This is a genomic window from Cohnella suwonensis (assembly GCF_042655365.1).
GTDB classification, from domain to species: Bacteria; Bacillota; Bacilli; order Paenibacillales; family Paenibacillaceae; genus Cohnella; species Cohnella suwonensis.
On sequence record NZ_JBHSMH010000005.1, the window covers coordinates 284,918 to 310,514 of the forward strand.

Annotated in this window: 29 protein-coding genes and 1 tRNA gene; all 30 read right to left on the bottom strand. The window is 57.8% G+C overall.

The annotated features are described in order from the left end of the window. Positions 1-20 precede the first annotated feature (20 nt). Positions 21-635, bottom strand: a complete 615-nt coding sequence (locus ACFPPD_RS03405) for a histidine phosphatase family protein (protein WP_209743136.1) — start codon at positions 633-635, stop codon at positions 21-23. Further along, the gene (locus tag ACFPPD_RS03410) at positions 632-1,234 is read right to left on the bottom strand and encodes an anti-sigma factor family protein (protein WP_209743138.1); all 603 of its coding nucleotides are present in this window, start codon (positions 1,232-1,234) and stop codon (positions 632-634) included. The genes ACFPPD_RS03405 and ACFPPD_RS03410 overlap by 4 nt, the downstream gene beginning before the upstream one ends. Further along, the gene (locus ACFPPD_RS03415; RefSeq protein ID WP_209743671.1) at positions 1,231-1,827 is read right to left on the bottom strand and encodes an RNA polymerase sigma factor; all 597 of its coding nucleotides are present in this window, start codon (positions 1,825-1,827) and stop codon (positions 1,231-1,233) included. Before ACFPPD_RS03415 ends, ACFPPD_RS03410 begins: the two co-directional genes overlap by 4 nt. A 484-nt stretch (positions 1,828-2,311) precedes the next feature. Then, complete coding sequence (locus ACFPPD_RS03420; RefSeq protein ID WP_209743140.1) at positions 2,312-3,457, bottom strand: prephenate dehydrogenase; 1,146 nt, start codon at positions 3,455-3,457, stop codon at positions 2,312-2,314. Positions 3,458-3,461: 4 nt separating this feature from the next. Then, positions 3,462-4,559, bottom strand: a complete 1,098-nt coding sequence (gene hisC, locus ACFPPD_RS03425) for a histidinol-phosphate transaminase (protein ID WP_209743142.1) — start codon at positions 4,557-4,559, stop codon at positions 3,462-3,464. A gap of 153 nt (positions 4,560-4,712) precedes the next feature. Next, complete coding sequence (gene trpA, locus ACFPPD_RS03430; RefSeq protein ID WP_209743144.1) at positions 4,713-5,570, bottom strand: tryptophan synthase subunit alpha; 858 nt, start codon at positions 5,568-5,570, stop codon at positions 4,713-4,715. After that, positions 5,567-6,805, bottom strand: coding sequence for a tryptophan synthase subunit beta (trpB, locus tag ACFPPD_RS03435; protein WP_378081242.1), 1,239 nt, complete (start codon positions 6,803-6,805; stop codon positions 5,567-5,569). Before trpB ends, trpA begins: the two co-directional genes overlap by 4 nt. After that, a complete protein-coding gene (locus ACFPPD_RS03440; RefSeq protein WP_209743146.1) occupies positions 6,802-7,485 on the bottom strand; it encodes a phosphoribosylanthranilate isomerase in 684 nt (227 codons plus the stop codon). Before ACFPPD_RS03440 ends, trpB begins: the two co-directional genes overlap by 4 nt. Positions 7,486-7,487: 2 nt before the next feature. Next, entirely contained in the window at positions 7,488-8,288 is an 801-nt protein-coding gene (gene trpC, locus ACFPPD_RS03445; RefSeq protein ID WP_209743148.1) for an indole-3-glycerol phosphate synthase TrpC, read from the bottom strand. Then, a complete protein-coding gene (gene trpD, locus ACFPPD_RS03450) occupies positions 8,278-9,324 on the bottom strand; it encodes an anthranilate phosphoribosyltransferase (protein ID WP_209743150.1) in 1,047 nt (348 codons plus the stop codon). Before trpD ends, trpC begins: the two co-directional genes overlap by 11 nt. A gap of 18 nt (positions 9,325-9,342) precedes the next feature. Beyond that, a complete protein-coding gene (gene trpE, locus ACFPPD_RS03455; RefSeq protein ID WP_209743152.1) occupies positions 9,343-10,923 on the bottom strand; it encodes an anthranilate synthase component I in 1,581 nt (526 codons plus the stop codon). A gap of 668 nt (positions 10,924-11,591) precedes the next feature. Continuing rightward, on the bottom strand, positions 11,592-11,798 hold the full coding sequence (locus ACFPPD_RS03460) for a hypothetical protein (RefSeq protein ID WP_209743154.1): 207 nt from the start codon (positions 11,796-11,798) through the stop codon (positions 11,592-11,594). 224 nt (positions 11,799-12,022) lie between these two features. After that, positions 12,023-12,391, bottom strand: a complete 369-nt coding sequence (gene aroH / locus ACFPPD_RS03465; protein WP_209743156.1) for a chorismate mutase — start codon at positions 12,389-12,391, stop codon at positions 12,023-12,025. Further along, positions 12,388-13,503, bottom strand: coding sequence for a 3-dehydroquinate synthase (aroB, locus tag ACFPPD_RS03470; protein ID WP_209743158.1), 1,116 nt, complete (start codon positions 13,501-13,503; stop codon positions 12,388-12,390). The genes aroH and aroB overlap by 4 nt, the downstream gene beginning before the upstream one ends. Further along, on the bottom strand, positions 13,503-14,678 hold the full coding sequence (aroC, locus tag ACFPPD_RS03475; protein WP_209743160.1) for a chorismate synthase: 1,176 nt from the start codon (positions 14,676-14,678) through the stop codon (positions 13,503-13,505). The genes aroB and aroC overlap by 1 nt, the downstream gene beginning before the upstream one ends. Positions 14,679-14,791: 113 nt before the next feature. Next, the gene (locus ACFPPD_RS03480; protein ID WP_209743162.1) at positions 14,792-14,950 is read right to left on the bottom strand and encodes a hypothetical protein; all 159 of its coding nucleotides are present in this window, start codon (positions 14,948-14,950) and stop codon (positions 14,792-14,794) included. Between the two features lie 64 nt (positions 14,951-15,014). Continuing rightward, on the bottom strand, positions 15,015-15,836 hold the full coding sequence (locus tag ACFPPD_RS03485) for a CheR family methyltransferase (protein WP_209743164.1): 822 nt from the start codon (positions 15,834-15,836) through the stop codon (positions 15,015-15,017). Between the two features lie 12 nt (positions 15,837-15,848). Continuing rightward, positions 15,849-16,292, bottom strand: coding sequence for a nucleoside-diphosphate kinase (gene ndk / locus ACFPPD_RS03490; RefSeq protein WP_209743166.1), 444 nt, complete (start codon positions 16,290-16,292; stop codon positions 15,849-15,851). Positions 16,293-16,355: 63 nt separating this feature from the next. Then, a complete protein-coding gene (locus tag ACFPPD_RS03495; protein ID WP_209743168.1) occupies positions 16,356-17,330 on the bottom strand; it encodes a polyprenyl synthetase family protein in 975 nt (324 codons plus the stop codon). 4 nt (positions 17,331-17,334) lie between these two features. Beyond that, the gene (locus ACFPPD_RS03500; RefSeq protein ID WP_209743170.1) at positions 17,335-18,219 is read right to left on the bottom strand and encodes a menaquinone biosynthetic enzyme MqnA/MqnD family protein; all 885 of its coding nucleotides are present in this window, start codon (positions 18,217-18,219) and stop codon (positions 17,335-17,337) included. Next, on the bottom strand, positions 18,206-18,793 hold the full coding sequence (locus ACFPPD_RS03505; RefSeq protein ID WP_378081247.1) for a UbiX family flavin prenyltransferase: 588 nt from the start codon (positions 18,791-18,793) through the stop codon (positions 18,206-18,208). The genes ACFPPD_RS03500 and ACFPPD_RS03505 overlap by 14 nt, the downstream gene beginning before the upstream one ends. A 47-nt stretch (positions 18,794-18,840) precedes the next feature. Next, complete coding sequence (locus ACFPPD_RS03510) at positions 18,841-19,716, bottom strand: UbiA-like polyprenyltransferase (protein ID WP_209743172.1); 876 nt, start codon at positions 19,714-19,716, stop codon at positions 18,841-18,843. Then, the gene (locus ACFPPD_RS03515) at positions 19,713-20,435 is read right to left on the bottom strand and encodes a demethylmenaquinone methyltransferase (protein WP_209743174.1); all 723 of its coding nucleotides are present in this window, start codon (positions 20,433-20,435) and stop codon (positions 19,713-19,715) included. Before ACFPPD_RS03515 ends, ACFPPD_RS03510 begins: the two co-directional genes overlap by 4 nt. Positions 20,436-20,441: 6 nt before the next feature. Then, positions 20,442-21,317, bottom strand: coding sequence for a heptaprenyl diphosphate synthase component 1 (locus ACFPPD_RS03520; RefSeq protein WP_209743176.1), 876 nt, complete (start codon positions 21,315-21,317; stop codon positions 20,442-20,444). A 150-nt stretch (positions 21,318-21,467) separates the two neighbouring features. After that, positions 21,468-22,001 carry a hypothetical protein gene (locus tag ACFPPD_RS03525; protein ID WP_209743179.1) on the bottom strand — a complete coding sequence of 178 codons (534 nt, stop codon included), beginning with the start codon at positions 21,999-22,001 and terminating at the stop codon, positions 21,468-21,470. Positions 22,002-22,087: 86 nt separating this feature from the next. Then, on the bottom strand, positions 22,088-22,309 hold the full coding sequence (mtrB, locus tag ACFPPD_RS03530) for a trp RNA-binding attenuation protein MtrB (RefSeq protein ID WP_209743181.1): 222 nt from the start codon (positions 22,307-22,309) through the stop codon (positions 22,088-22,090). A 109-nt stretch (positions 22,310-22,418) separates the two neighbouring features. Then, positions 22,419-22,495, bottom strand: a tRNA-Pro gene (locus tag ACFPPD_RS03535). A gap of 114 nt (positions 22,496-22,609) precedes the next feature. Then, positions 22,610-22,882 carry an HU family DNA-binding protein gene (locus tag ACFPPD_RS03540; RefSeq protein WP_209743183.1) on the bottom strand — a complete coding sequence of 91 codons (273 nt, stop codon included), beginning with the start codon at positions 22,880-22,882 and terminating at the stop codon, positions 22,610-22,612. Between the two features lie 130 nt (positions 22,883-23,012). Beyond that, the gene (locus ACFPPD_RS03545; RefSeq protein WP_209743185.1) at positions 23,013-23,999 is read right to left on the bottom strand and encodes an ABC transporter permease; all 987 of its coding nucleotides are present in this window, start codon (positions 23,997-23,999) and stop codon (positions 23,013-23,015) included. After that, positions 23,996-25,486, bottom strand: coding sequence for a sugar ABC transporter ATP-binding protein (locus tag ACFPPD_RS03550; RefSeq protein WP_209743677.1), 1,491 nt, complete (start codon positions 25,484-25,486; stop codon positions 23,996-23,998). Before ACFPPD_RS03550 ends, ACFPPD_RS03545 begins: the two co-directional genes overlap by 4 nt. Positions 25,487-25,597 lie beyond the last annotated feature (111 nt).

Sequence of the window (25,597 nt, forward strand, 5' to 3'; positions counted from 1 at the left end):
TCGGCCGGATCTTTTGAAACCTATCGTTTAACCGACGGTGCGGCGAGATGAAGCGTGCAATTGTGAAGATGAGGCTTCCAGTTGTTCTTGAGGTCTTCGGCTTGCCTCTCCAGTATCGTCAAGCTCATATTGTGCAAATGCGAGTCCGTCAAGTCATCGCATAGCGATTGCAGCATTCTAGCGAGGAAGCTGCCATGGGTGACGATCAACCACGATTGACCGGGATGCCGCCGCGAGAATTCGTCCACGAAGTCGTGTCCCCTTGCCCGAATGACCTCGTCGCTCTCCTGATCCGGCACGTTCGCGCGCCAATCTACTCCCCATTCGGCCAACCGTTCTTCCGGCGTCATGCCTTCCGCTTTGCCGAAAGACCGTTCTCTTAGCCTCGCATCCGTCACGAGAGGAATGTCGAGCCGTTCGGCCAATATCTCGGCCGTACGGCGCGCCCTCTTCAAGTCGCTGCAATAGATGCCGTCCCAATGCCCGCCTTCGGCGGAAAGCCGTTCGGCCAGCTTGCGCGCTTGCTCCGCGCCTTCCTCGGAGAGCGGAATGTCGGTTACGCCTTGGATCTTGCCCAGCCGGTTCCATTCCGTGATGCCATGGCGTATCCATCCCATTCTCGTCGCCATCGTCATGTACGCACCCGCGAGAACCAATTCAGGATCAGGAGCGTCATGATCATGCCGACGATGGAAAGGGCAATCCAATATTCCGGGGCGGCGGGCGATACGTTCAGCATGATCGGATCGCTAAGGCTGGCCATCGGAACGTCGAAATGGACGTTGTCGCCCGCTTGATGGCTGGTGGAGAATAGGCTCGCGGAATCCAGTAAGTCGGAGCTCGCCCGGCCCCCGTCTGTCACCCGATCGTATATCGTATACAGGAAGCCGCCTACGAACAAGGCGAACATCGCCGCCAAAACGCCGGCGATCTTCTTCCGGAACGCGAAAGTAAACGAATAGGAATGCCGCACGGTCGGCATGAACCAGCTTTGCTCCGCGTATATCCGGTTCATGACGTTCTGGTTCACCCATGCCGAGGAGACGGTTTCCTCTTCATCGGCGTCGCTTAAAGGCAATTCCTGAATGAGCAGCGCGCTCTCTTCCCACATCCGGAATTCTTCCGCGCATTCCGGGCATCCGGCGACGTGCAGATCGACCGCCAACCTCTCTTCCGAGTGTTCCGGAAGGTCGCGGTAGATGCCGAACCATTCGCCCGCTTCTTCGCATTTCATCGCAGCTTCATCTCCTCGTACTCCTTCATGATGGACGGTTCAGCAAAGTACGATTCCATTTGCGTCTTCACGCTGGCTCTTGCCCTGAACAGCAACGATTTGACCGAGCTTACCGTCTGACCGAGGATGTTGGCGATTTCCTGGTAGTCCATCCCGTCGTATTCGCGGAGGATAAGCGCGGACCGCTGCTTCTCGGGCAAGCTGTTGATCGCTTCCCTGACCATTGTGACTTTCTCGCTCTGCAGCAGCCGTTGTTCGGGCGCCTCTTCGTGAGGCGCGGCCGGTATGTATGTGGAGTCGTCCAGCGATTGGTGCGCGTTCTTCTGCTTGCGCAACTCGCTGAGAACCGTATTGCGTGCGATCGTATATAGCCACGTCGAGAACGATGCGTCGACTTCCCGGAAGGAATGCAAGCTTCGGTAAGCTTTGTAGAACGTTTCCGAGCTGATGTCTTCCGCAAGCATTTCCAGCTTGGCGCTCTTGAGCATATGATATACGAAAGCCAGTATTTTTTTCTGATATCGACCCATAAGCGTAGAATACATCTCTACGTTACCGTCCTTGATTTCCCGAATTAATTGGGAATCGGTCATCATGTTCGCGACCCTCCCCCGTATTTGGGTGAACGTTCGCAGCCGGCGGTCTTACACAATTGTACCGGCCAAAAACGAAAAAGTTGCGCCCTGCGGCGCATGTCTATTTGATAAGCCAGTATTTTACAAATTCTATGAGTTATTGTATCACAGGAATCGCCTATTTGCGCTTAAAAATTTCTCAATTTTCTAAGGAAATGCTGTCCATTTACCAAGTCTTTAGGACCGAAACCCTGCGATGCCTCCTATCGGTTCGCGGGCAAAAAAAAATCCGCCCCGGAGGGCGGTCGCACATAGTGCAAGGATTGGATAGGAGTGGAGAGAAACCATACTGTACTTTTATTATATGTATCCGATTACATTTTGTCAATAAGCGCTTACATTTTATTTTAAAACGGTTTCATTCGTCTTTTCCATAGAAAAGACGACCGTTGCCGGTCGCCTTCCTGCGGGTCGCCGCCGATTCGCGCGCGTCTTCTCCGCCTTACATATGAACGTCGTATCCGATCGATTGCAATAAGGCCGTCGCCCGATCCAGGTCGTCCTCCTGCTTAAAGGAAAGCCGAAGCACGCCGGGAACGTCTTCCCTGCTTTCGATGATTTGCAGGTTGCTTAAGTTAATCTTCGCTTGTCCGAGCTCCGTGGCGATTTTCCCGATGATGCCCGGATGGTCAGGCACGTCGACGTAACATTCGTACAGCGACGTGATCATTCCTTTGCGCCTTTCGGGCAGTTGGCTGCGGAAATCCCCGGCGCGCCGGAACTCTTCCGCGATCCCGTCCCCGTCCTCGCGGGAGATAAGACCGGCAAATCGCTCCATGCCTTCCTGCCATTCTTTCACGAGCTTCAGCATGACGTCGCGGTTGTTCAGGAGGATGTCCCTCCATATATAAGGATCGCCGGACGCGATGCGCGTAATATCCCTGAAGCCGCCGGCGGCCAACGTGCGGTATAGCTCGTTCGTTTCGTTATACCCGGCGATCTGGTTCACGAGAGCGACCGCGATCATGTGGGGAAGATGGCTGATGGCGCCGACGATATCGTCGTGCTGAACCGCGTCCGTCTTGACGATATGGGCGCGAGTCAGCTTGAGCAGCTTCTCGAGCTTCTCGACCGCCTCTTCCGGCGTGCCCTCCGACGGCGTCAGCACGTAGTAGGCGTTCTCGAGCAAGTGCAAGCTCGCCGCCTCGACGCCCGAGCGCTCGGAGCCCGCCATCGGATGGCCGCCGATGAAGACGGCGCCTTGCAGCTTGAGCTTCGAGGCGTGGCGAACGACGGAAGCTTTCGTGCTGCCGACGTCGGTAATGATGCAGCCGGGCTTCAACGGCAGTCGGGACAGCTCGTCGACGTATTCTTCGAGCCTGCCGACGGGCACGCATAGGAAGAGGAAATCGGCATCGCTCGCAGCCTCCGCAATCGAAGTCGTCGCTCTGTCCACGACGCCGCGCGAGACGTATTTCTCCGTAGAAGCCGCGTTGACGGAGTGGCCGACGACTTCAAGACCGGGCTTGCCTTTGAAGCAAAGCGCCAGCGAGCCGCCGATGAGTCCGACGCCGAAGATGGCGATTTTGGTTTTATGACTCTCCGCGTTGCCGTTCGGCGCCGCGAAGCCGCTAAACTCTCCGCTCATGCCTTCACACCTTTACCGCGATTTCTTGCAGGACGGCGGATAAGGCTGCGACGACCTTCTCGTTCTGCTCTTGGCTGCCGACGGTAATGCGGATATGCGTCGGATATTTCTTATGGCCGCCGCGGACGATGATGCCTTTGCGCAGCAAAGCGTCGAAAACGTCCTGGGACGGACGCTTAACGTCGACCATGATGAAGTTGCCGTAAGCCGGGAACGCATCGAGGCCGAGTTCAGCGAACTTCTCGTTCAGGTAGACGAGGCCTTTCTTGTTCGCTTCGCGGCAAGAAGCGACGAATTGCTCGTCCTGCAGCGATGCGAGAGCGGCCGCTTGGCCGAATCGGGACGTGTTGAACGGCTCGCGCACTTGGTTAATGCTGCGAATGACGTCCGGGCGTCCGATGCCGTAGCCGATGCGCAGCGACGCGAGGCCGTATATTTTGGAAAACGTCCGAAGCAGGATGACGTTCGGATATTTCTTCAGCAAGGCGAGGCCGTCCGGGAAGGAAGGATCGTCGATATACTCGCAGTACGCTTCGTCCAGGACGACGAGCACGCCGGCAGGTACCTCGGACAGGAAGCTTTCCACCTCGTCCGCCGTATTGATCGTACCTGTCGGATTGTTCGGGTTGCACACCCAGACGACCTTCGTCTTGTCGGTCACGCGGGCGAGCATCGCCGGCAAATCGTGCGTGCCGTCTTTCAGCGGCACTTCGATGATCGAGGCGTTCTCGATCGTGCAATTGTGCTTATATTGAGGGAACGTCATGTCCGCCATGATCGTCTCGTCGCCTTGGCTCAAGTAAGCGCGCGCGATCATGAGAATGATCTCGTCGGAACCCGCTCCGAATATGATTTGATCCGCGTTCACGCCGAAGCGCGCCGCGATGGCGTTCGTGAGCTCGACGGCGGCGCCGTCCGGATAAATGCTGATGTTCTCGAATTCGTTCCGGATCGCTTCGAGCGCCTTCGGCGAGCTGCCGAACGGATTTTCGTTGGATGCGAGCTTGATGACCTCGGTCAACCCGAGCTCCCTCTTGACGTCTTCGACGGGCTTGCCCGGCTGATAAACCGGCAAGTGGACGATATTCGGTTTCGGTTGCATAGTGGATTCCCTCCTGTGTAAAGGCAAACGGAGCGTAAGCGCCTCGTCCCGAAAGACGAAGCGGCAGGCGCTCCGGATGAACATGTGCTTCTATTGTGACACATCGACGCGGTGGTGTACAGATTGCATTTAATCGGATGCGCTTATCGTTTGCTAGACGGTAGCCTTCCGCGGCTTCAGATCGGAAATAAAGTCCTCCACGGCCTGCAAGCCCCGTTTTCTTTCCTCGGCGGAAGACGAAGTCAACAGCGGCAACGCTTCTTCGACTTGTCGGACGATCGCGCTGCCGACGATGACGCCGTCGCATTGACCCGCGAATCGCTCGGCATGCTCGCGGGACGAGATGCCGAAGCCGACGCAGATCGGCACGCTGGCCGCGCGGCGAACGGTCGCGAGGAACGAGTCGATGCCTTCGTGGAACGTCGAGCGTACGCCCGTGACGCCGAGCGACGATACGCAGTACACGAATCCTTTCGCCTTGGCGGCGATGCGTTCGACGCGCGCTTCGGAAGTCGGCGCGACGAGAGGAATGAGATGAATGCCGTACGCTTCGGCGAGCGCGCGCGTCTCCGCGTCTTCTTCGAGCGGCAAGTCGGGCAGGATCGCTCCGCTGAAACCGTTGATCTTCAAGAGGCCGAAAAACTTCTCCAAGCCGAGCTGATACGCCGGATTGAAATAGCTGAACAGAATGAACGGCAGCTTCACGCCGCGGTCTCTCGCCTTGGAAGCGACGCGGATGCAATCCATGAGGCTGATCCGATTGCGAAGAGCGCGTTCGGACGCGCGCTGAATGACGGGACCGTCCGCGAGAGGATCGGAGTACGGCACGCCGAGCTCGATCATGTGGGCTCCTGCCCTCTCGGCCGCTTGGACGAGGGCGATCGACGTTTCCAAGTCCGGATCTCCCATCGTCAGGAAAGGAATGAGCGCCGTCTCGCCCGATTCTTTCAGCTGCGCGAATACGTCGTCGATCAGGTTGGTCGCGATGTTCGTTTCGTTCCGGTCGCTCATGCTTGCCCCTCCTCTGCCGCTAAGTAGCCCATAATGGATTCGACGTCTTTGTCGCCTCGTCCGGACAAGCTGACGACGATGATTTGATCTTTGCCCATCGTCGGCGCGATTTTCAGCGTATGAGCGATCGCGTGGGCGGATTCGAGCGCCGGAATGATGCCTTCCGTTCGGGACAGCAAGCCGAGCGCGTCGAGCGCCTCTTTGTCCGTAATCGGTACGTATTCGGCTCTCTTCGTATCCTTCAAGTATGCATGTTCCGGTCCGATGCCAGGGTAGTCGAGGCCCGCGGATATGGAGTGCGCCGGCAATACTTGACCGCCTTCGTCCTGCAGAACGTAGCTCATCGAGCCTTGGAACACGCCGGGGCGCCCCTTCGTCATCGTCGCCGCGTGCTCCTCGGTGTCGACGCCGCGGCCTGCCGCTTCCACGCCGATCAAGCGAACGCCTTCGTCGCCGACGAACGGATGGAAGATGCCGATCGCGTTGCTTCCGCCGCCGACGGCCGCGACGACCGCGTCGGGCAATCTGCCTTCGGCTTGCTGGATTTGCTCCCGCGCTTCAAGGCCGATAATGCGTTGGAAATCGCGCACCATCATCGGATAAGGATGAGGTCCCGTGACCGAACCGAGAATGTAGTACGTATCGTCGACATGGCTGACCCAGTAACGCAGCGTTTCGTTGCAGGCGTCCTTGAGGGTCCGAGTTCCCGATAGGACGGGAATGACCTCGGAGCCGAGCAGCTTCATGCGGAACACGTTCAACTGCTGACGCTTCGTGTCCTCTTCGCCCATGAACACTTTGCATTCGAGTCCCATCAAGGCGGCGACGGTCGCCGAGGCGACGCCATGCTGTCCCGCTCCCGTTTCGGCGATGACCTTTTTCTTGCCCATCCTTTTGGCGAGCACCGCTTGCCCGATCGTGTTGTTGATTTTGTGCGCGCCCGTATGGTTCAGATCTTCGCGCTTTAAGTAGATTTTCGCTCCGCCCAATTGCTCCGACAGTCTCTCCGCGTAGTATAGCGGCGTAGGTCGACCGGAGTATTGCTTGAGCAAATAGCGGACTTCCTCGAGGAAATCGGGGTCGTCCTTATATTTCAAATAGGCTTCTTCCAGCTCGATAAGCGCGTTCATGAGCGTCTCGGGGACGTACTTGCCTCCGAATGGTCCGAAGCGGCCGTTCTCGTCCGGCACCTGTTTCCCGTCGTACGGTTTCGTTTGCGATTGCATTTGGCTCATGGTAGATGCACCCTTTCTACGAATGCGGCGATTTTCCCGTTATCCTTGGTTCCGTCCGTCTCCACGCCGCTGGAGATGTCCACGCCTGCCGGCCGGTAAGCCGAAATCAGTCGGTCCGCGTTATCCGGCGATAAGCCGCCGGCGACGAACAAACGCAAGCCGTTCGCCTTGGCCGCCTCCTGATAAGAAGGGATGACGTCCCAGCGGAACGTCTTGCCCGTGCCTCCGCCCGCCGTGTCCAGCAATATCGTCGATACGGCGCCTTCATAAGCGGTCAATCTGGCCGGCCCGTCCGTCGGCTCCTCTTCGGAGCTTTCCGTGACCGGCAATGCGCGCCACACTTCCACGCCGAAGCGCTCTCCGACTTCGCGGCTAAACGCCGGCGTCTCTTTCCCGTGCAATTGAACGACGTCGAGCGGCACGGCGGCAAGCGTCGCCTCTAGCTCCTCCATCGACGGATCCACGAATACGCCTACGGCGAGCGGACGATTGCCGCCGGCCATCGGCACGCCTCGGGCGACTTCGAGCAATCGAGCCGCCCGCTCAGGAGTCACTTGCCTCTTGCTTTTCGCGAACACGAAGCCGATATAGGCGACGTCGAGTCCGCCCATGCCTACCAACGTCGCTTCTTCTTTGATGCCGCATATTTTGACCGCCGTAGCGACCTTCGCTTCGTTCATTTTCAAGCGCCTTCTTTCGCGACCGGACCGAGCAAATCGTTCACCGCTTGGCCGACCTGCGGTTGCCGCATGAAATGCTCGCCGACGAGCACCGCTTGCGCGCCCGCCTTGCGAACGAACGCGACGTCGCCCGGAGAAGAGATCGCGCTCTCGCTAACGGCGACGACGTCTTTCGGCATGAGGCCGATCAGCCGTTCGGTAACGCCGAGGTCCGTGACGAACGTCTTCAGGTCGCGGTTGTTGACGCCGATCAGCGTCGCCTTGCCGACTTCGAGCACGGCTTCGAGCTCTTCGCGGTTGTGGACCTCTACGAGCACGTCCAGACCGAGGTCCCGGGCGAGCGTATGGAAATCCGACAACTGGCTCTTCGACAGTATCGCGGCGATCAGCAAGATCGCATCGGCGCCGATCAAGCGGGCTTCGTAAATCTGACGCTCGTCCACGGTGAAATCCTTGCGCAGCAACGGCACGTTCACGGCCGAACGAATGCTTGTCAAGTAAGCGTTGCTGCCTTGGAAATAGTCGACGTCCGTGAGGACGGAGATGCAATCCGTTCCCGCTTGCTCGTAAGCTTGCGCCAAGCCGACCGGATCGAAGTCCGGACGGATGAGCCCTTTGGACGGGCTCGCCTTCTTGACTTCGGCGATCAGTCCTACCGGGCGGTTGCGCCTCACGAGAGCCGCCTCGAAACCGCGGCAAGCGGCCAGCGATGAGATTTCCTTCTCCGCTTGGGCAATCGATAACGTTTGTTTTAGCGTCTCCACTTCGCGTTGCTTGGTGGCGACGATGCGATCAAGAAACATGGCTCACTTCTCCCGTCGTTGCGATCCATTGCTGCAATTTTTCCGCCGCGAGGCCGGCATCGATCGTCGCCGCGGCGACTTTCACGCCGTCTTCGAGCGATTCCGCGCGGCCGGCGACGTAGATGCACGCGCCCGCGTTCGCGAGCACGACGTCGCGGTATGCGCTTCGTTCGCCGCCGAGCACCCTGCGAATGATCTGGGCGTTCTCGACCGCGTTGCCTCCTTGCACGTCCCCTAGCGATACGCGGATCAAGCCGAGCTGCTCCGGCGAGATGTCGTACGTCGTCACTTCGCCGTTCCTCAGCTCCGACACCTGCGTCGGCGCCGACAAGCTGATCTCGTCGAGACCGTCGTGGCTGCCGACGACCATCGCGCGTTTCAGCCCGAGACGGCCGAGCACTTCGGCCACTGTCGCCGTCTTCGTTCTATCGTATAGACCGATTAGTTGGCGATCGGCGTTCGCCGGATTGGCGAGCGGTCCGAGCATGTTGAATATCGTCCGAACGCCCAGCTCGCGGCGAGGGACTGCCGCGTGCTTCAGCGCGGGATGGTACAGTTGAGCGAACATGAAGCAAATATTCGTACGTTCCAAGCATACCGCAGCTTGCTCCGCGGTCAAGTTAATATTCACGCCGAGCGCTTCGAGCACGTCCGCGCTGCCGGCTTTGCCGCTCATCGCGCGGTTGCCGTGTTTGGCGACGCGCGCGCCCGCGGCCGCGGCGATGATCGCCGACGCCGTGGAAATGTTGAATTTATGAATGCCGGAGCCGCCGGTTCCGCACGTGTCGAGCAGATCCTCGTTCTCGGTCGCGACCCGGCTGGAGAAGGAACGCATCGCCTCGGCGAAACCCGTAATCTCGTCCACCGTCTCGCCTTTCATTCGAAGGGCGATTATCGTGCCGCCGATCTGCGCCGGGGTCGCTTCGCCCTTCATGATCGTCGTCATCGCGGCGTAAGCTTCGTCGCGGGTCAAGTCGTCACCGTTCATCAGCCTCGCGAGCGCTTGAGGCAAGCTGAACGTCATCGTTTCGTTCATGTCGAGTCATCCCCTCTCTCAGTCGTAGTCGAGATTCGTGCGGCGGTCTCCGGCCAGTACGGCGGAGAACCCGTTCTCATTGCGTTTGGCTTGGCCGGCTGGCGGGAACGCCGCTTCCGCGGCTCTGATCGCCTTAAGCATCCCCTTCGCCTTGTTGACCGTTTCCTCGTACTCTTTTTCCGGAACGGAGTCCCACACGATGCCCGCACCCGCTTGCACGTACGCTTTGCCGTGTTTGAAAATGATCGTCCGAATCGTGATGCACGTATTCAGGTTACCCGAAAATCCGAGATAGCCGATCGCTCCTGCATACGCGCCCCGGGCTTCGTTCTCGAGCTCGGCGATGATCTCCATCGCCCGAAGCTTCGGAGCGCCGGACACCGTGCCCGCCGGCAGGCAGGACAGGAACGCGTCGTAGAAGTCTTTGTCCGGACGCAGCTTGCCGGCGACGTTCGAGACGATGTGCATGACGTGGGAGTATCGCTCGATCTCCATGTAACTGTCGCATTTGACGGTGCCGAACGTGGATACGCGGCCCAAGTCATTACGGCCCAGATCGACGAGCATGACGTGCTCGGCGCGTTCTTTCTCGTCCGCGAGCAGCTCCTTCTCGAGCGCCAAGTCCTCTTCCGGCGTCGCTCCGCGCGGCCTCGTGCCGGCGATCGGGCGTGTTTCCACTTTGCCGTCGTCCACTTTGACGAGCAGCTCCGGCGACGTGCCGACGACGACTTCGTCGTCCAGCTTCAGGATGTACATGTACGGCGACGGATTCATCGTGCGAAGGACTCGATACACGTGAAGCGGATCGACCTCCGTCTCGATATGAAACCGCTGGGACAACACCACTTGAAAAATGTCTCCCGCGCGAATGTACTCTTTCGCTTGATTGACGTTGTCGATGAACTGCTCCTTGCTCAAGTTCGACGAGATGTTTCCGAGATCCGGATCTTGCGGCGGCGCGCCTCTCGACGGTTGTATCGGCAACGGCTGCTGAATGCGGCGGATCGTGTCGTCGATCGCGTTTAGCGTCTCTCGGTACGAGGCTTCGATATCGGCGTCCGTCGCGCCCTCGGCGATATGCACGTTGCCGATGACGAGCGCTTGCTGCTTAAAGTGATCGAACACGATGACGCGGTCGCAGAACATGAATTGCATGTCGTCCATGTTCAAGTCGTCATGCTTGTGCGGCGGCAGCTTCCGCTCGTAGTATTGCAGCAGGTCGTATCCGAAAAATCCGATCGCCCCGCCCGTGAACGGAGGCAGCTCCGGCAACGACGGGCTACGGTATCCGCGAAGCTTCTCCCGAAGCAATTGGAGCGGCTCCGTCGTCCTATGGGACTCGATTATGCCGTTCTGCTCCAGCGTCAACTCGCCTTTTTTGAGCTTCAGCACGAGGAAAGGATCGGTGCCGATGAACGAATACCGCGCCCATTTCACGCCGCCTTCCACGCTTTCCAGCAAAAATGCCCGCTTATCCTTGCTCAGGTGCTGGAACACCCGTATCGGCGTTTCCGTGTCCGCCATCAAACGGCGCACGACCGGAATGACGTTGTATTGTCCGGCCATCGACTTGATCCCTTGAAGCTCGCGCTGATCCATCTCTCATCTCTCCCTTGCCGCCAATGCGGCCTGATCGCCTTTTAGAAACAAAAAAGCACCTCTGCTTCGCAGAGATGCGTTAAAATCGATAAGGTTAGTCCGCCGGCTAACCGCATCGCGCGACCACTCGGTCGGGCGTGCCGGATTCGGCAGCTCCGCTCATCTCTTCTCGTCTCTACTCGGCTAGCGTCCGCGTAATTTGCCGTCCCTATGGCCGGCCGTTCCGCAACGCTTAATACGTATTACTATAGCACCCGCCATGGCGGGAGTCAACAGGGCTTGGGACAGTAGAAGCGAAACTGAAGCAATCAATTCCGCCAACGATCCCCATTTTGCACGCTGCAAGCGTACTACGCGACCAATTCGGACGAAGATCCCCCTTTTAGCACGCTGTCAGCGTACTACGCAACCTATTCGGACGAAGATCCCCCATTTAGCACGCTGTCAGCGTACTACGCGACCTATTCGGACGAAGATCCCCCATTTAGCACGTCTGCCAGCGTACTACGCGGCCTATTCGGACGACGACCTCCCATTTAGCACGCTGCCAGCGTACTACGCGACCAAATTCGGACGACGACCTCCCATTTAGCACGCTGCCAGCGTACAACGCGACCAAATTCGGACGACGACCTCCCATTTAGCTCGCTGTCAGCGTACTACGCGGCCTATTCGGACGACGATCTCCCATTTAGCTCGCCATACAACTGCCGTCGGCAGGCTTCCGTTTTCTTGTCCATCTCGTCGAAGTTGAACGGAACATACAGAATGCCGAGTGTTCCCATCGAACGCACTCTCATCTTCCCAAAGTCAAGGCGGGCCAGCGTGATATTCTCTACATGAGCAACGAAGCCTTCGGCTTCCAGCAGAATCACGCCCTACCGTCGTAAGCGTCGATATAAGCTTTCACGCAGGACAACGTACAAAACTCTTTTCCAACTCGATACCTTTGAACGTACCTCGTTCGGGCCAAGTCAAATCGACGAGCAATCTCCTTTTCCCCTATTTCAAAATAAAAAACGCCGTCCATCCCCGAAGGGACAAACGGCGCGTTCTTCGCGCATATGGCTTTGATCTACTTTATTACCGATTTCCCGGTTCACTTCCCGACCAAATCCGGGCGAAGCGCTTGGGCACGGTTCAGATAGACGTGACGAATATCCTTCTGCGCGACGTCCGTGTTCACGAGCACCATCAAGCGGATGCATTTCTCGAGGCTGCCTTTAACCGGCACCTCCAGCGAGCACATCAAAGGGACGAGTTCCCAGCCTTCCATCTGGCGGATCGCCCGCGCCGGGAAGGTCGCGTCCAAATCTTGCGTGACGGTGACGAACACGCTGGCGATATCCTCGGGAGAAAACCGGTTCACTTCCACGATGCCGTTCAGCAGCTCGATGGTCGCGTCCAGAATCTCTTTTTCTTCGTTTGCTTCAACCGTAATGGCACCGCGGATTCCCCTCACGCTCATGCTTGCCCATTCCCCTCTCTTAATCCGTCGACGATTTCCCTCACCCATGAGGACGGAACGTCTTTACGGATTTCCACGCTGCCGATCGCCGTCGGAACGACGAAAGCCATGCTTCCTTCCGCGAATTTCTTGTCGTGCATCATCGCGTCCATGATCTCGTCCGTGCTTAGTTCCACCGGGAACCGAACGGGCAATCCGAACTTTCGGAAAATACGCTCCGTCTCGGAGGCGATTGCCGGCGAATAGCCGAACCGTTCGGCCAAGCGGGCGGAACCGACCATGCCGATGGCGATCGCCTCGCCGTGAACGAGCTCGCCGTAGCCGGCGACCGCTTCGAGCGCGTGGCCGATCGTGTGGCCCAAGTTCAAGATGGCGCGAAGATCGTTCTCCTTCTCGTCCCGCGACACGACGATCGACTTCACGAGGCAGCCCTCGTACAACGCGTAGCCGAGCGAGTCCGGATCGAGCGAAAGAAGCTGATCCGCGTTCTCGTCGCACCAAGCGACGAACTCCTCTTTCCAGATGAGCCCGTGCTTGATTACTTCCGACAGACCGGCGCGGACTTCCCGAATCGGCAGCGTCGCCAGCGTATCCAGATCGTACAGCACGAATTCCGGTTGATGGAACGCGCCGATGATGTTTTTGGCCAATCGATGGTTGACCGCGACCTTGCCGCCGACGCTGCTGTCGTGCGCGAGAATCGTCGTCGGCACTTGAACGAATCGAACGCCCCGCATGAACGAAGCGGCCACGAAGCCCGCCAGATCTCCGACGACGCCGCCGCCGAGCGCGACGACTGTCGATTTGCGATCCAGGCCGGCTTCCAGCGCCGCCCCGATCAATTCGTCCAGCATCTCGAGCGACTTGGACGCTTCGCCTGAAGGGACGACGGCCGTCGTTACCTTGTATCCGGCTTGGCCGAGCGACGCCTCCAGCTTATCCGCGTGAAGTTCGACGACGGACGAATCCGTCACGAGCAAGATCGGCGACTTGACCGGCAAGCCGTGTTTCAGGAACGTATCCCCAGCGCCGGCGATCAGGCCGCTTCCGATATAGATCGGATAAGAACGTTCGCCAAGGTCGACGGTCAATTCCCGCGTCTCGGTGGCCATTAGTAGGCACCGATCTGTTTCAAATAGTTATCGAGGTTCGCTTGGATTTCTTCGACGGAGTCTCCGCCGAACTTCTCCACGAACGCGTTGGCCACTTCCCATGCGACTACGTGTTCCATCACGACGCTCGCCGCGGGAACCGCGCAGGCGTCGGAGCGCTCGACTTGCGCCGTGAACGCTTCCTTCGTGTCGATATCGACGCTCGCGAGCGGTTTGTACAACGTCGGAATCGGCTTCATGACGCCGCGGACGACGATCGGTTCGCCGTTCGTCATGCCGCCCTCGAATCCGCCGAGACGATTCGAAGCGCGATGGAATCCGCGTTCTTCGTTATACATGATTTCGTCGTGCACTTTCGAGCCCGGCGTACGGCCCGCTTCGAAGCCGATACCGATCTCGACGCCTTTGAACGCGTTGATGGACATGACCGCCTGCGCGAGTCGTCCGTCCAGCTTGCGATCCCACTGCACGTGGCTGCCCAAGCCGACGGGAAGGCCCGTCACGATGCACTCGACGACGCCGCCGATCGTATCGCCTTCCGCTTTCATGCGGTCGATCAGCTCGATCATCTTCTGTTCGGCTTCCTTGTCCGTTACGCGAACCGGGGATTCCTCAGTGACCGCGATCAACTCGTCGATCGACAAATCCGGCGAAGGAGCGGCGGCCGTGATTTCTCCGATGGAAACGACCCGTCCGGCGACTTTAATGTCGAACTTCGCCAGCAATTGGCGGGCGATCGCGCCGACGGCAACCCGCGCCGCCGTCTCGCGCGCGCTGGAACGCTCGAGCACGTTGCGCAAATCCCTCAAATTATATTTCAATCCGCCGTTCAAGTCGGCATGGCCAGGGCGCGGACGGAACACGCGGCGCTTCGCCTCGTCTCCGCCTTCGATCGGTTCCACGTTCATGACGCTCGTCCAGTGCTTCCAGTCTTTGTTCTCCACGATGACGGCGACAGGCGCGCCCGTCGTGCGTCCATGACGGACGCCGCCGACGATGTTCGCCGAATCCGTCTCGATTTGCATGCGGCGGCCGCGGCCGTGTCCCTTCTGGCGGCGCTGCAATTGAAAATTCAAAGCTTCGAAATCAAGCTCCAGGTTGCTCGGTAATCCTTCGATAATTGCGGTAAGCTGCGGACCGTGCGTCTCTCCCGCTGTCAAATAACGTAAACTCACTCCGGTTCCTCCCTAATCGCCACTACAGCCATAGCCTTTAAGCCGTAAAGCCGTGAACATCTTTGACCATTATAGTACAGCGTTAAAGCGTTTGACAAGAAAACAGCCCGTCTTTAGCGGACGGACTGTTTCGTTACGGCTTTCGAACCCGGGACTCTCGGTTCCCTCACGTACCCGAGCAATTCCACGTTATCCAAGCCCAATATTTGCGCGCATTCCTGCACGGATATCAACCCTCGCCGATAGGCGGCGATCACCTTGCGTTTGTCCATGGCTCCCTCCGCTAACGTCGTCTGATACCCGTTAGTATCGGTTGGCAGCCAATTCCTCATACGCTTAATTCACGCGCCGGTAGAAAAAAGTGTCGGCCGTCTCAAGGCCGTACTGTCCGGGGGAGAAGATCTGTTCCGTGCTGCCGACGAACAGCAATCCGCCCGGCTTCAGCGCCTTGGCGAATTTGCCGTAGAGCAGATGCTTCGCTTCTTCCGTGAAATAAATCATGACGTTGCGGCAGACGATCAGGTCGTAGCGTTCGCCGAAAGAGTCGAGAAGCAGATTCTGCTTCTGCAGCTTGATCGCCTTCTTCAGCCGATCTGACACTTTGTAAGCCCCGTCGGCTTCGCTAAAATATTTGGAGACGAACGCGGGAGGCACGTCGCGAAGGGATCGTTCCAAGTAGACGCCGTCCTTTGCTTTCGCAAGGACGCCCTCGTCGATATCCGTCGCGAGCAAAGACGACTTGTCCAACGCGCCGAGCGAGTCTAGAATCATCGCGAGCGTATAGGGCTCTTCACCCGTCGAGCAAGCCGCGCTCCACACGTTCAAACGACCGTTATCCTTCAGCATGGCGGGAAAGAACTTGTCCTTCAGCACTTGCCAACGGTTCGGATTGCGCCAGAACTCGGACACGTTGATCGTCATCCGGTCCAGAAATTCGTTCCGGATTTTATCGCTTGCGGTCAGCGCGGCGAAATAGTCCTGGAACGTCTGATGGCCGTATTTCATCCGCAGCGTCGTCAACCGGCGCCGCATTTGATTTTCCTTGTATTGGGACAAGTCGATCGACGTCGCCTTCTTGATATTGACGATGAACCTCGCGAAATCCTCGTCCTCCGAAAGCCCGCCGCTCGCCAGCGGGTTCGCGCTTCTGTCTCCCATGATGGCGTCCTCCTATATCCACACCTGAATCGCCTTATCGTACGATAGCAACTCTTCCTCGTCGAAAAAGATGCGTATTTCCCTGTCCGCGTTTTCCGGAGAATCCGAACCGTGAATCAAATTGAAATTCGTATGTATCGCGAAATCGCTTCGTATCGTGCCCGGAGCGGCTTCCAGCGCGTTCGTTTTGCCGATCATCGCCCTCGTCAGGCCTACCGCTTGGTCGCCCTCCCATACCATAGCGAAGACGGGTCCGGAAGTTATGAATTGCAGGAGCCGTTCATAGAAATCTTTCCCCTTATGCTCCGCGTAGTGCCTTTCGGCGCGCTCCAGCGACACTTTCATGAGCTTGGCTCCGACCAGCTTCAAGCCTTTGCGCTCGAATCTGCCTACGATTTCGCCGATCAATCCGCGCTCAACGCCGTCCGGCTTGACCATTAAGTAGGTTCTCTCCATGCGTTCTCTCCTTTCAACCATCCCTGGATGGCGTATCCACTATATTACCATAAAATCGCGGACTTAATAACTCCGTTTCGCCACAAAACGGGCGATATCGGCTAAATTCCTTTTGGCCGGAATATCGGGCAACGTCTCCAGCGCTTTCAGCGCTTTCGCGATGTAACGATCCGCTAGCTTCTCCGCCATGCCGATGCCTTGGCTTGACCTGACGAGCTTCACTGCCGCCGACGAAACGGCTTGTCCTTCTTGCGCGCGAATCCGCTTGATCTCGTCGAGAAGCGTATCGCGAATCGCCGGATCCTGAAGAGCGAACAATACCGGAAGCGAGATGTTGCCTTGCCGAAGATCGCTTCCCGGCGGCTTGCCGATCGCTTTCTCCGTGCCGCAAATATCGAGTAGGTCGTCCGTAATCTGGAACGCCATGCCGACGTTGTAGCCGAACGTGTACAGCGTGTTGCTGACGCGGGCCGGAGCGTCGGTCGCCATCGCGCCGAGCCGGCAGCTGATCGCGATCAGCAGCGCCGTCTTGCGGCGAATTCGCCTTAAGTAATTACGGATGCTCTGATCGACGTTAAAGAAGTCGCGGATCTGCTCCATCTCTCCAATGCACATCTGCACCATCGAGCCGGATAGAATCTGATGGATTCTCGGCTTGTCGAGCTCCGTGACGACCGTCAGCGCCTTGGCGTATATGTAATCCCCGGTATACATCGCGATCCGGTTGTCCCATTTGGACTTAACCGTCAATTGGCCGCGGCGCGTATCGGCGTCGTCGATGACGTCGTCGTGGACGAGCGTGGCCATGTGGATCAGCTCGAGCGGCACCGCGACCTTCTTGAGCGTCTCGAGCGAATAGTTGCCGAACTTGCCGGACAGCAAGACGACGACCGGACGAATCCGCTTACCGCCGGCCTTGAGCAGGTGAAGCGAAGTCTCGCTCAGGATCGGCAAGTCGGAAGTGACCGTCCGCGCCATCTCGTCCTCTATCGATTGGAGCTCCGATTTCATTGAAGCGTAAAGCTGAATTAATTTCATGAGTTCACCTGCGGTTCGTTAAGGTGTCCGTTACGGGAAGACCCGGTAATTCCAGAAGAGAAGGTTCGTTCTCCATCAGTCCGAGTTCTTTCGCGTAGCGGAAATACAGTCTGAGTCCGGCTTGCTGCACCGGACCGAAATCGTGGCGCAAGCAGGCGAAATAGCGTTCCCAGTAGCCGGAATCGCCGCCGATCTGGTTCGTCGCCTTCGCGACGATCGGCCCCATGTCCGAATAGGACTTCGCTTTGCTACGGAGCAATCCCTCGTAAATGCTATGAACCGCCTCGGGATAGCGATGCGCCGTGTCTTTATGGACGGCCCACAGGGCGAACGTCATCCAATGCCCCGTCCAGACGTTCCATACTTCGCCGAGATCGAGCACGCGATAGCCGTGGTTCGTCCAGGAGGCGCGGATAGCGTGATCCCCGATCAGTAGCGCGGCATCCGCGTTCTCGAGCATTTGCTCGAGAGCGGGCTCGGCATCTTCGTAAGTCGGTTTGCCGCCGTAAAATTTCTCCATGATGATCTTCAGCAGGTTCACGGACGTCGCAGATGTGGTCGTCAGCGCGATTTTGCCATTGATCGCTTGCTCAAGCGGAGACTTAAGGAACAGCAGGATCGACTGGACTTTGCCGAACGCGCTGACCGACAAGTTCGGAAGAACGTAATACGAATCCGAAGATACGCCGTAGGCGTAAGACGAAATCGCGGCCATGTCGATGTCGCCGGAACGGAGCTTCCGGTTCAAAGTCGCCGGCAAATCCGAATGGAGCTCCATCGCGTAAGGAATATCAGCGGGATCGAAATGATGGAACACGGGCCAAGAATTCGCGTATGAAATGCGGCCGAGTTTAATCGGCCGCGCGTTTCTTTCGTTATTGTTCGTCATCGGGTTGTCCCCATCTTCTGTAAATATGATGCTCGATGCCCATGCCGTCCATGACTTTGCCGACCATGAAGTTCACGATATCGTCCAGCGTCCGCGGGCCGTTATAGAAAGCCGGCATCGCCGGAATGATCCGCACGCCGAGACGGGATAGCTTCAGCATGTTCTCGAGATGTATCGCGTTAAGCGGCGTTTCCCGCGGCACGATCAGCAGCGGGCGTCCTTCCTTTAACGTAACGTCGGCCGCCCTCGTGAGCAGATTCGTCGACGCGCCGCTCGCGATGGCGGACAGCGTGCCCATCGAGCACGGCACGATCGCCATCCCTTCGCAACGGAAGGAACCGCTCGCGATGCTCGCGCCGATGTCCGCGAGCGAATGATAGGTCATCCGCTTGTCCGCGATCGCGCCGTCGAAGCGCTCGTTCAAAACGTCGACCCGCCGGGTCGCTTCCCAACCCGTTTCTTCCTTCAGCACGCGCCAACCCGCTTCGGACACGACCAAGTGCACGTGAAATCCGAAAGCGAGCAATTGGCGGCATAACGTAATGCCGTAAATCGCGCCGCTGGCGCCCGTCATTCCGACGACCCACCTGCGCGGCTCACGTCCTGCGCGGTCGGTCGGCATTACCACGATCTCACCACCACGAGATCGATGAACGTAAAGAAGAAGATGACGGCGCTCAGAATGCCGTTCATCGTGAAGAACGCGGCGTTCAGCTTGCTCAAGTCGTTCGGTTTCACGAGACGATGCTCGTACAGCAGCAATCCGGCCGCGACGATCATACCCGCGAAGTACCACCAGCTAAGGTCGGTCAGGACGAGCAAAAGAGCGAATCCCGCCGCGGTCAGCGCATGGAACGATCTGGCTATGCCAAGCGCACGCGAGATGCCGAATCGCGAAGGAATCGAATACAAGCCTTCCTTGCGGTCGAAATCGACGTCTTGGCAAGCGTAGATGATATCGAAGCCCGCCGTCCACAACGCCACGGTCACGTAAAGGATGATCGCCGTCCACGAAACGCCTCCGGTCACGGCAACCCATCCGCCAAGCGGCGCAAGTCCGAGAGTAAGGCCGAGGACGATATGGCAAGCCCAAGTGAATCGTTTCGTGTACGAATAAATGACGGTCATGAAGACGGCGATCGGAAGGAGCTTAACCGCCAGCGAATTCAACTGCGCCGCGGCCCAGAACAAGACGAAGAAAGATACGACGATAAAGATAAGGACATCTTTCGATTTCAGAAGACCCGCAGGAATGGCGCGCATCGCCGTTCTCGGATTCCGGGCGTCGATCGCCTTGTCGATGACCCGGTTAAGCCCCATCGCAGCCGTTCTCGCGCCGACCATCGCCAGCAAGATCCAGCCGCATTCGCTCCATTCGGGTAATCGGTTCTCGACCGTCACCGCGCCGAGAATCGCTCCCACGTAAGCAAACGGCAGAGCGAACAGCGTATGTTCGAATTTGATCATTTCAAGAAACACGCGAATTTTGCCGATCATGCGCCTTCATTCCCCTTCGTGCCGATATGCAGCGCCGCGACGCCGCCGGTCAGCGGATAGGCTTTCACGTTGCGCATGCCGACGCCGCGGAACATCTCAGCGAGCGCCTGCAAATCGGGAAACGACGCGAGCGATTCCGGGAGCCAGCGGTACTGCTCGTATCTTTTGACGAACCATTTGCCCATAAGCGGCAATAACTTCTCGAAATAAAAATAATAAATGCCTTTGAACGGCTGCCACGAAGGCTTGGACAATTCCAGGCAGACGATTTTGCCGCCCGGCTTAACGACCCGTTTCATTTCCTTAAGCGTCCGGACGATGTCCGGCACGTTCCTCAAGCCGAAGCCGATCGTGACGAAGTCGAACGAATTGTCCGGGAACGGCAAGTCCATCGCGTTGCCCTGGACGAGCGTAATTTGCTCTCCGAGCTTGAGCTTGTTCACCTTCGTCTGCCCGATGTCCAGCATCGCTTGGCTGAAATCGAGGCCGACCGTTTTTCCGCCGTCGGTCGCCTTCGCGAGGGCAATGGTCCAATCGCAAGTGCCGCAGCACAAGTCGAGCGACGTCTGTCCCGGCTTGACTTCCATCTTGCGCATCGTGAACCTGCGCCACGCCTTGTGCCGTCTAAAGCTTAAGAGGTCGTTCATCATATCGTATTTCGGAGCGATGCTTTCGAACACCGCGTGAACATGCTTCTGTTTGGATTCCGCGTCTATCATAATCCTTTATCCCAACTCCTTCAGTACGGTAGCGCGATGCTTGCCGGCTTGGACGAACGGTTCGATGATCGGCTGCAGCTCGCGAAGCAGCTTATCCGATTGGAGCCGCTGAAGCGACGTCTGCAATTGTCCGGTCGCTTGGCGAAGCATGCCGCCGAGCTTCTCGGAGACGTCGTATTTGCGCAGCAGAACCTGGATCGCGCCCGCGTCTTCGCGGCGTTCCGATAGCATGCGGCGATCCTCCTCAGAGCCTTCCTGCAGGATGTGCCATACGCCCCAGCTTCCGTCGAGGGAAGTACTGGACTCGACTTTGCCGATCTCGTGCAGCAGCACTTCGCAGCGGCTGAAACCGTTCAAGATCTCCGGCCATAACCGTTCGTACAAACCGCTCATGAAGCCCGTGAACGAAAGGAAAAGCCCAGATCTCAGCTCTGCGCCGTAGTGGAGATATTCTTCCGCGTTCATTTTCATTTGCTTCGCCTTGCCGTAGAAAATCATCTTCAACCGGTTGATCTGGCATACCGCTTCGCTTAGCCTTCGCACCGCGTCGATCTGACCGGCCTGCGACAGCAGATGGTAAAACCGGCTGCTGAAGTAATCCCCGGCGAGCACTTTCAATTGCTGCGCCCTCATGCCGAGCATGCCGCCAATGCCGGACGGAGGCGCGTTATCGACCATTTCGTGCGTATCGAGGGCCATTTGCACGAGCGACGTGACGAGCGCGAGCAATTCTTTATCCTTCGACGCCTCGGGCTGTTGCCCGAGTACCGCGTATAGCAAAGATATCCTGCCCTCCGGAAATTCCGGCAAATCCGTATGCAGGCTGATCATGTCGTGATTCATGTATTTGCCGGCCAATTGGTCGATCCTTGCTCTACTCATTCCTACCGCCTCCGAACTTGCTGCCAGTCCGATTTTGATCACGAAGTTTTTCGAAAATCGGACTTATTGAACTTGCGTTAAACATCGATTTTTATTTCATATATTATAACATAACCGATAAAGCCTCGCATAAGACAAGGACTTTGTTCATCAATTTGCAAAATTTGCGAGCCACCGCTTGCCCGAAGTCGTCACGGACAAGCGGATGATTTCGCGCCCGTCGGGGTCCGCCAGCTTCGCCGAAAGAAGCGGGTCCGCCAGCGCCTCCGCGCTCCAATCGCTTTTCCTCGTTTCCGCCGCCATCATGAGCGTCCGGCCGCCGGCTTTGCTCGCAAAGATGCGCACGAGCAGTTGTTTGACGTTGCGCGTGTCCGCGCACGCGAACGACACCAGCTGCGCCATGTCCGCCCAGACGTCTCCCTGGGAGGCGCCGGTCAGATCGACGGTCAAGATCGCGTGGTCCCATCCGACCTTGGCAAGCCGTCCGCGAAGCGGAAGGGCAGCCATCTCGTCGACGAGATTGTCGTCCGTCAGCCACTTTCCCCCGCCGGGTTGGAAAACGGCGACCGCTTGGCGGCGTTGCTCCAGCTTCAGATCGACCGAAGGCAACGCGCTCAGCGACAAAACAACGATCAAGCCGGCGGCGACGAACAAGACGAACGATTTGAACGGAATGGCGGGCATGGCGAAATCCCCCTTCTAAGGAAAGGCTTCTCCCTACCCATTGTACAAACAAAAAGGGCAGGCTATGCCTGCGCCTTCGCCCCGTCCTATGTATCCGTCTCGATCGTCCCGTGTTTCGTCATGATCGTCGCCTTGCCCCTGATTTTCATGGCGGACGTATGATCGGTAAATTGCACGATCAGCACCTCGCCTTTGTCGAGCTTCTCCGTATGGTGAAACTTCGTATCCTGCCCGCGGGTCAATCCGATCACTTGCACGCCGGAGTCCTTCGCTTTAATGACGACGTATTCTTGCATATCGTTGTCCATCGGTTCAAGCCCTCCTCCCTTGCATCTATCATGAAGGATTCCATGAAGCACTGTCAAACAAAAACTGCCCCCCCGCATCGGTAGCGGGAAAGCAGTATGCGGTCTTGTCTGGTCGGAACGGAGAGATTCGAACTCTCGACCTCACCCACCCCAAGGGTGCGCGCTACCGGGCTGCGCCACGTCCCGATCGAATACGAGAGGATTATAGCACAGCCGATTCTAGCGTTGCAACCCGGATAACCTTGATAGACAAGCAAAAAGCGCGCTACAAGCAGCAGATGGATCGAGATTTTCCGCTACTTATTTGATACCTTCTTTAAGCGCTTTGCCCGGCTTGAATGCGGGAATTTTCCCGGCCGGAATTTCGATTTCCACGCCGGTTTGCGGATTGCGTCCTTTGCGCGCGGAACGTTCGCGCACCTCGAAATTGCCGAAACCTACGAGTTGCACTTTGTCTCCGCTTTGCAACGCTTCGGAGATGACGTCGAATACGGCGTCAACCGCTTGCGTGGCGTCTTTCTTGGACAAATCGGCCAGTTCGGCCACTTTGGCGATCAATTCGGTTTTGTTCATTTGCATTCACCTCCCCGGACGAGCTCGTCGGCATGTTATCTGTTTAACCGATTACACGGAAATTATACACTTCGGATTCCGGAATATTCAAGCGTGGCGCGATTTTCAGACGTTTCCGCCGGAAAATGCGTCATGCCCTTCTGCGATTCAGGTGAATGAATGTGACTGCAAGGGCAAGAACGAGCACGACACCTTTAACGATGTCGGTATTGTAATATTGCACGTTCATCATCGTTAGGCCGTTCACTAGTACGCCCATGAGGACGGCTCCGAAGAACGTGCCGATGATATTCGGCCTGCCGGCCGCGAACACCGAATAGCCGACGAACACGGCAGCGACGGACTCCATCAGCATCGGAGCGCCCGCGTCGATCTGGCCTGAACCGATTCGCGACGCGAACAGAAGGCCGCCGATGGCGGCGAATACGCCGGACGCGACGTACGCGAGCGCGCGCACCTTCTTGACTTTCAATCCCGACAGTCTGGCGGCCTCTTCGTTGCCGCCGGTCATGATCATTTGCCTGCCCCAGCGCGTGTATTTGAAAAAGACGTGAACCGCGATGACGGCGAGAAGCATCAGGATGACGGGGAACGGGACGCCGAGCAGCTTGCCTTGGCCGATCCAGAGGAAATCCTTGCTCATGACGCCGGGAGCGGTCGAGCCGTCCGGCATCGGCATGTTGCCGTAAATCGAATAACCTTTCGTGTAAGTCTTATGAATGCCGTTCACGATATACATGACCGCCAGCGTCGCGAGCAAATCCGGGATGCGGATCTTCACGATCAGGAAGGCGTTCAGCAAGCCGACCAGGGCGCCGACGGCAAATGGAACGAGAATGACGACGACGAGCGGCATCTCGTACCAGACCATCATCGTGGCCGTAACGACCGTCGATAACGATACGGTCGCTCCGACGGACAGGTCGAAGCCGTCTACCGTCAGCGAGATCGTGACGCCGATCGCGACGAACGTCACGATCGAGATCGAACGCAAAATATCCGTCATATTCGCGTAAGTGAAGAAATGTTCGTTCCAGAAGGAAAAGAACACGAGGACTAGCCCAATAAAGATCAAGGCGCCGTATTTGAACGTGAACGGAAGAAGATGTTTTTTCATTCGAGATCCTCCCGAACCGCGCTGGCGTAGTTCAGCAAGTCTTCTTGCGTCGCTTCCCCGCGGTTGAATGATTTAACGATGGCCCCATCGCACATGACGAGTATGCGATCCGCCAATCCGAGCGCTTCGGCGAATTCGCAAGTCAGATAGAGAATGCCTTTCCCTTGCTGGGCGAGCTTGCCGATAATCCGGAATATATCGCTCTTCGCGCCGACGTCCACCCCTTTGGTCGGCTCGTCGAACAAGAAGACGTCCGCGTCCGTGCCGAGCCACTTGCCGATCGCGACCTTCTGCTGGTTGCCTCCGCTTAAATACGCGGTCAGCTGCGAGGGCGAAGGCGTCTTAATGCCCAAGTCTTTGATCTGGTCGTCCGCGAACTCTCGCTCCGCCTTCCCCGACAAGAAGCCCAGCTTGCTGATCGACGACAGGATCGGCAGACTTAAGTTATGAAGCACGGAATGCCTGACGAGAATGCCTTCCTTGCGGCGTTCCTCGGGCACGAGAGCGATCCCGGAACCGACCGCCGCCGCCGGGCTTCCGAGTCTCGCCGGCCGGCCTCCGACCGTCACCGTGCCGCCATCCGCCGGATCGGCGCCGAACAGCACTCGCGACAATTCCGTCTTGCCCGCCCCGACCAGTCCGACGACGGCGACGATCTCCCCGCGCCGCACGTCCAGATCGACGCCTTTGACCCGCTTGCCCGCTTCGAGACCGCGTACGGATAGCACGGGCTCTCCGATTTTCGCTTCGAGCTTCGGAAATTCTTCCTCGAACGTGCGGCCTAGCATCGCGCGAACGACTTCCGATACTTCCAAGTCGATCTTGTTCTCGGTCAGCACCCTTTCCCCGTCTCGCATGACCGTTATGCGATCGCAGACGCGGAACACCTCCGGCAGTCGGTGAGAGATGAAGATAACGCCGATGCCCGCATCCTTGAGACCGTTCATGATGCCGAACAGCTTCTCCGTCTCTTCCAAGCTGAGAGGAGCGGTCGGTTCGTCCAAGATCGCGAACTTCGCTTCCTGGGCGAGAAGCCGGGCGATCAGCACGAGTTGCTTTTCCGAGAGAGTCAGGTCGCGTACGAGCGTTCTCGGCGATTCGGAGAATCCGATTCGGGCGAGAACCGATTTCGCTTCCTCGTGCAGGCTGCCCCATTTCAGCCAGGCTTTCCCCTTCGAAGAGGCGAGACGATCGAGGGAAATGTTTTCCGATACGCTCAAGTGGGGGACGAGAGACGTATCCACTTCTTGATAGACACAGTGGATGCCTGCCGCTTTCGCATCGGAAGGAGACCGGAAATCGTATTCGGCGCCCGCGACTTCGATTTTCCCTTCGTCGGATTCGTACGCTCCGGACAATATTTTCATCAGGGTGCTTTTCCCAGCTCCGTTCGCTCCGAGCAACGCGTGTATTTCTCCTCCGCGCACGGAGAAATCGACGTTTTTGAGCGCCTTAACGCCCGCGAACGATTTGGATACGCCTTTCATGTGCAATGCCGACGGCGAATTTGCGTTCAAGTCCGCTCCGCCTCCTTCCAAGCTTGGATTTCGAGCTATGTACAGCAGGAAACGGCGCGGAGAAATTCCGCGCCGTGCCGT